Here is a 4832-nt window from a genome sequence, read left to right as displayed (position 1 = left end):
GTGATACCTACTGTGTAGCTACCGTCTGATTCTTTACGGATCCATTCGTGCGAAGATGCATATTTCAAGTCTGCTGGAATAGTGCTCATTATCGTTGTTCCTTAATCTGATGTTCTAATACTTAACAAATAAATTCTTTTTGGGTAAAGCGCAACTCATTTTATTGAGTTGTTAGAAAGCTTGCTTACCGTTACGTACAAAACTTGGAGCGATGACTTTTACGTTAACACGCTTTTTACGCATTTCAACTTCAGCGATGGCACCAATACCACTAGGCACTCGGGCCATGGCAATAGAATAGCCTAATGTTGGCGAAAACGAACCGCTGGTGATCACACCTTGGTGCTCAACACCGTCTGCGTCGGTAAAAAATACTGCCATATCGTGGCGTAATACGCCCTTTTCTTCCATGACTAAGCCGACTAATTTGTCTGTGCCAGCCGCTTTAATAGCGGTAAGTGCATCACGGCCAATAAAGTCACGCTCGCTTGGCTCCCACGCTACAGTCCAGCCCATGTTAGCGGCTAATGGATTAATTGACTCGTCCATGTCTTGACCGTATAGGTTCATGCCCGCTTCTAAGCGTAATGTGTCACGTGCACCTAAACCACATGGCTTAACGCCTGCATCTAGTAGTGCTTGCCATAAGGCTTCTGCTTCGGTTTCTGGAACAATGATTTCGTAGCCCGCTTCGCCGGTGTAACCGGTTGTGGCAATAAATAAGCTGGCTGATTGCACACCAAAGAATGGCTTCATGCCTTCAATGGCAGCGTTTTGCTCAGCAGAAAATACAGTAGCTGCTTTGGCTTTAGCATTAGGGCCTTGCACGGCAATCATCGCAAGCTCTGGACGTTCAGTCACAACAACATCAAATGCTGCGGCTTGTTTGTTGATCCAGGCGAGGTCTTTGTCGCGAGTAGCGGAGTTAACCACTACGCGGTAATGGGTGTCGGTTAAGTAGTAGGTAATAAGGTCGTCGATGATGCCAGCGTTTTCGTCTAGCATTCCGCCGTAAAGGGCTTTACCAGGTACGGTAAGCTTGGCGACATCGTTAGCAAGTAACTTACGTAAGAAGGCACAAGCATCGCTGCCGGTAACGTCAACTACGGTCATGTGCGACACGTCGAACATGCCTGCGTCTTGACGTACTGCGTGATGTTCTTCGATTTGAGAGCCGTAGTTAATCGGCATTTCCCAACCGTGGAAATCAACCATCTTGGCTTTAGATTCTAAATGCTTGTTAAAAAGTACTGTTTTGCTAGCCATTATTATCCCTTTTTTTGAGGCCTTTCTTATGTAGGTTTTTGATAAAATGCGGCCAAAATTATACTCCGCAGACCCACTTTGTATACAAAAAATTTTTCTAATCCGAGTCCGGTCGCATTAGTTTAGCTAATCTATTGTTGTAATTTTTTTACATAATTTTTTACAATAAAAACGCTGATTTAACTGTATAGACTGATATTAAACAAGTTTCTATATTAGCTATGATGAAATTGGCTCGCGACAAAGTTTAGGTAATGTCATTTTGTTACCCATAGCCTGTTTGATGAACACTGTTTTCAGCCCAGCGACATTATCAACTAGGGTTAGGCCTATGTCGCGCATGGCTTTTTTAAGCGGATTGCTGCCGGCAAACAGTCTTTTAAAGCCTTCCATGGTGGCAATCATCTCCATCGCCTCTGCTTTACGCCAACGTTCAAGGGCGCGTAAATGGCTGTATTCGCCTAAATCTTTGCCTTGCTGGTGCAGTTCGGTAAAGGTGTCGATGATGCTAGCTGCGTCTAAAAAGCCTAGGTTAACCCCCTGGCCAGCTAACGGGTGAATGGTGTGAGCAGCGTCGCCAGCCAGTACTAATCGATGGCGGGCAAAGTGGCGCGCATAACGCATACGAAGCGGGAATGATTGACGCTCGCTAACCACCTGGCACATGCCTAAACGGCCATCGAGCGCGGCAGTTAATGCTTTGCCAAATTCGATATCGTCTAATGCCAACAATTGCTCGGCTTGGTCTGGCGATACTGACCAGACGATGGAGCATAAATTGTCGTCGTACAGTGGCAACATAGCTAATGGACCGCCAGGTAAAAAGGCTTGTCTGGCGGTGGCGTCGTGGGCAAGTTCGATGCGCACTGTCGCGACAATGGCATGGTGGCCGTAGTCGCAAAATGTTATCGGAATACTGCATTGCTGGCGCACCCAAGAATTAGCTCCGTCGGCGGCAACCACCACGGCTGCACTGACGTTATCGCCATTGGCTAGAGTTAACCATGCTTCGCGCTCGCCAAAGGCTACACGCTCAAGGCGTTGGTTTTCAATATGGGTAATGTTGCTTATTTCGCTGGCGCGTTTGGCAAGGGCATAACTGATGGCGTCGTTTTCAATGATCGAACCTAAATAGGCTTCGCTGATACTGTGGGCGTCGAACTCAATCTTGCCTAGGCCGTCTTTGTCCCATACCGACATTTTTTGGTAAGGGCTAACACGGTTGTCGTCGAGGTATTGCCAAGCACCGAGGTTTTCCAGCAGTTGTTGGCTGGCTTTGTTAATAGCACTGACGCGCAATTTAGGCTCACCGCTGACCGCTTGGGTTGTGCCAGCATCAATAACCACAACATTTAGGTCGGCATTGGCTAAACCGATTGCGGTTGCAAGCCCGACCATACCACCGCCGACGATGGCGACATCATAAGTTTTAGTTGAAAACATGGTCAATCCTTACCTTAAAATGAGTTAACGCCAGCCCATGGCGGTTTGCGCTACGGGGCGCTTTAACGGCGGTAGCCAAGACAATAAACGCAAACCGATATTGCGTCCGGCAACTAACGGCCAATATTGATTGGAAAAGCCACGCACTAAAAATTCGATGTTGTTGAGTGTGCTGTCGCGATCTGCTTGGCGAGCGGCTAAATATTGATGCACGATAGCGCTGCTGCCGAGGTCGATTTCGGTTGCCGTGTTACTGCTAAAGGCATGTTCAAGCACCTTGAGTAGCCCGACTACATCACGTAAACCCAGGTTAAAACCTTGTCCGGCAATAGGGTGTAGCGTTTGCGCGGCGTTACCGACAAATATACAACGGTGGTAAATCGGCCGAGGCATATACGATAACGTGAGTGGATAACTGACCCGTTGACCCACATCGATAAAGCGGCCGACACGATGGCCAAATGCTTGTTGCAATGCTGCTAAAAACTCAGCTTTATCCGCATTTTTTAATTCATCAGCTTTGGCTGGCGGTAATGCCCATACCAGTGAAAAACGCGACTGAGTGGAAGGTGTTGATGGCACTGACGTCATCGGTAACAGTGCTAATGGACCTGTTTGGGTGAAGCGCTCATAAGCCCAGTGTTGATGCGGTTGGTCGGTAATGACATTGGCAACGACCGCCGTTTGATCAAAATTGACTTGCTCAGTAGGCTGCTGTAAATGTTGACGCACAACCGAGTTAGCGCCATCGGCGGCCACCAGCAACTGACAATGCAGCTGAGTGCCATTATCTAATGTTAATAAGTGACCATCTGTTTGGGCTTGTAAATCAGTGACTTTGGCAGGACAAAACACGTTGACAGATGACTTTTGTAATTCGTCGAATAACACGTTACCCACACGAGCCAATTCAACCACCTGCCCTAACGCGTCTAAGCCTAATGGTTTAGCGTTGAGTTCGGTCATGCCAAAGTGGCCGCGATCAGACACATGAATATTTTCGATCGCGGTGCCAAGATGCTGCAACTTAGGCCAAATGCCTAAACGAGTCAGTTCGAAAATAGAACCGTGCGCAATGGCGATAGAACGGGCATCAAAACCGGAATGATTGTTGTTGGCAACATGAGCTTCGATGAGTGCAATGCGCAGCGGACGCGCTAAAGTGGCAGATGATAAAGTAGCAGATAATGTGGCAGATAACTTAGCTAACCCTAGGGCTAACGTGGCACCTGCCATGGCGCCACCCACTATGGCAATATCAACGACGAGTGGCTCGGTAGATGTGTGTGCTGTGGTCATACGCTGCGTTGCTGCCTATACCAAAATGTTAGTGAAAAGTAGAATGCTCATCGGTGTCATTCAAAGGCATGTCTAAGCCAAATTCTGAATAACATAAAATAGCAGACATTCTGACAAACTCTTGCAGCTCTTCGTAGGCAACTTCTGATTCTTCGTCATCACCAACATCAAATTCTACCTGGGCAATATCAGCAAGGTCTTTAATCACTTCTCGCACATCGGCTGACGCTTTGTTTAGCTCAGGTTGAATGATGGCAATACCCGTTAAAAAACTTTGGGTCCACAAGGCTAACGCTTCAACGCGATCGCTCAGTGACGCTTCTTCTTCTGGTAATAAAAGAGTAAAGCCAAATTCGAAATCGACTAAGCGTGCCACAGTGTCTTGATACAAATCGCTGATCAGCTGTTGTAAGTTTGGCTCTAGCGGTTGACCGTCGTTCATTAATTCAACTAACGGCTTGAGCCAAGCTAAATTTTCTTGCTTTACACCACCACAAATAATCCCAACAAGCGCCCCATGCACTTCTACTGGATGCTGGCCGACTTCAGCGTAATCTAAGGCCTGTTTTAGTTTTTCAATACATAATGAAGGTGGGATTGCCATGGTAAATTCCTAATAACGCAATATCTGCTTCAATGCTAGCAGAGTTAGTATGATGCTCCAAATGCTAGTGTGTATTGTGCCCAAATTATGCCTAGACTGAAGCGGATTTGTTCACACAAACAGCAAATAGTTAAAAAGGGATGCTGTTGCCTTGCTCTTTTAAATTCAGCCCTATATAGTTCGCGAACTGACTAAGGATCTGAGGCAACATTATGAGTAA

Annotated in this window: 4 protein-coding genes and 1 pseudogene; all 5 read right to left on the bottom strand. The window is 46.9% G+C overall.

Annotated features, from left to right (window positions below):
• Nucleotides 1-89: pseudogene (locus CXF78_RS10190) on the bottom strand (glycine cleavage system protein H); the annotation flags it as partial.
• A gap of 82 nt (nucleotides 90-171) precedes the next feature.
• Complete coding sequence (gene gcvT, locus CXF78_RS10185) at nucleotides 172-1266, bottom strand: glycine cleavage system aminomethyltransferase GcvT (protein ID WP_102036709.1); 1095 nt, start codon at nucleotides 1264-1266, stop codon at nucleotides 172-174.
• A gap of 219 nt (nucleotides 1267-1485) precedes the next feature.
• Nucleotides 1486-2709, bottom strand: coding sequence for an FAD-dependent oxidoreductase (locus CXF78_RS10180; RefSeq protein WP_102036708.1), 1224 nt, complete (start codon nucleotides 2707-2709; stop codon nucleotides 1486-1488).
• A gap of 24 nt (nucleotides 2710-2733) precedes the next feature.
• On the bottom strand, nucleotides 2734-4008 hold the full coding sequence (ubiH, locus tag CXF78_RS10175; RefSeq protein WP_102036707.1) for a 2-octaprenyl-6-methoxyphenyl hydroxylase: 1275 nt from the start codon (nucleotides 4006-4008) through the stop codon (nucleotides 2734-2736).
• 28 nt (nucleotides 4009-4036) lie between these two features.
• Entirely contained in the window at nucleotides 4037-4612 is a 576-nt protein-coding gene (locus tag CXF78_RS10170) for a UPF0149 family protein (protein WP_011638593.1), read from the bottom strand.
• Nucleotides 4613-4832 lie beyond the last annotated feature (220 nt).

The sequence above is a fragment of the Shewanella sp. 11B5 genome, from assembly GCF_002836795.1.
Lineage (GTDB): Bacteria > Pseudomonadota > Gammaproteobacteria > Enterobacterales > Shewanellaceae > Shewanella > Shewanella frigidimarina.
This window is presented reverse-complemented; position numbering and strand designations above follow the sequence as displayed.